At 62.0% G+C, this 1,414-nt stretch carries 1 protein-coding gene; it reads left to right on the top strand.

The window, feature by feature from the left end:
• Positions 1-260: 260 nt before the first annotated feature.
• Complete coding sequence (locus tag BSG08_RS19145) at positions 261-1,253, top strand: competence protein CoiA family protein (RefSeq protein WP_139274610.1); 993 nt, start codon at positions 261-263, stop codon at positions 1,251-1,253.
• Positions 1,254-1,414 lie beyond the last annotated feature (161 nt).

Here is a 1,414-nt window from a genome sequence, read left to right as displayed (position 1 = left end):
AGAGGCCGAAGAGAACTTCTATGCACAGCGCGACGTGCTCGATATGGTCGCGTGAAATGAAGCTATAGGTCTCCGACAAACCCGGAGCGATTCAGATCACCGATCTCAGGCAGGGCAACGATGGCTTGGTCGCCCGTTGCCTGGCCTGCGACGGCAGCGTCTACATCAGGACGGCGCGACGATGTGGCGTCAGCCTCCCACTCTTCGCGCATTACAGCGGAAGCGATCCAAGCTGCCCCTGGTATCACGGCCGCAACACCGTGCCAGACGACGCCCGCGCGGCTCAGTATCAGGGCCGTCAGGAATCGGATTTCCATAGGCTGATGTGCGAGCAAGTGGCGGCGCTCGTGGCGCTCGACCCGCGCCATGTGAGGCACGCGGTGGCCGAATACCTGCCACCGACCGAGGCGGCGCATGGCCGGTTCCCGGATGTCTATGTCGAGTGGGAAGGCTTCGGCGCCTTCGCCGTCGAATTCCAGATGTCGAGCACCTTCCAGACAGAGATTTCGGCCAGGTGCAAACACTATGAGCGCGAAGGGGTGCCGCTGCTTTGGATCTTGTTCGGGATCGACACCAAGGCCCAGGTGCAGCAGAGCTTCATCGATGTCATTCGCCGGCACCGGGGAAACGCCTTCGTCCTCGACCCGCCCGCGGTCGAGGCGTCGAAGGAACAGCGGACTCTCGTCCTCAACTGTTATCTGCGGAGCGGCGACGGCTTCGATCCGCCGAAACTCGTCCGGTTCGATGAGCTGACCATCCCGAGGTCGAAGCTCCCCTATCATGAGGACCGGATCGTGACGCCGCTCCTCGCGGAGATCGAACGACGTCGCCGACCGTGGTTCAGCAGCCTGGGCAAATGGGATCACTCTGCGCCTCTGCATGGCCTCGAACGTCCACAGAGCCTACTCTTGGCGGCGGCCTTCTCGATCGTGGCAGCGGCGAACGGAAAGGAGCGCAACTACGCGAGCGGACACCCGAACATCCGGGCGATGCTCAATACCTACCTGCATGCGGGCACCTTCGGTGGCTACACCGACCTGCTGACGCGGTTGATAGGAAACACGGCAATGGCTGGATTGTTGAAGGCCAAGGTAGGGGAGCATCTGCGTCGCCATCGCAGCGAAGCACAGGCTGATGAGCGGTCTCCGGAATGGTTGATGCTCCGGCACCTCCTGCCCGAGGCGCTCGATCCCGTGGTCCGCGAGGAGCTGAGATACCTCGATGCGCTGCCGGCATGGGCGAGCACCGAATGACGCGCAAGATGACTGAAGAGTTGCTGGGAGTTGTTGCCAGCTCTTGGCACAGCTTGGTTCTGAGTGGTAAGCCTCCGGGGGCGGCCGTCTGATCTTGGGTTCGCTCCGATGGTAAGTCCGACTTTATCAACCGCCCTCAAATCGAAGTTCTGTCTGCTGCC

The organism is Roseovarius azorensis, assembly GCF_900109455.1.
In the GTDB taxonomy this organism is placed as follows: domain Bacteria; phylum Pseudomonadota; class Alphaproteobacteria; order Rhodobacterales; family Rhodobacteraceae; genus Roseovarius; species Roseovarius azorensis.
The sequence above is the reverse complement of the archived record's forward strand: the minus strand, read 5'-3'. Positions and strand labels throughout refer to the sequence as shown.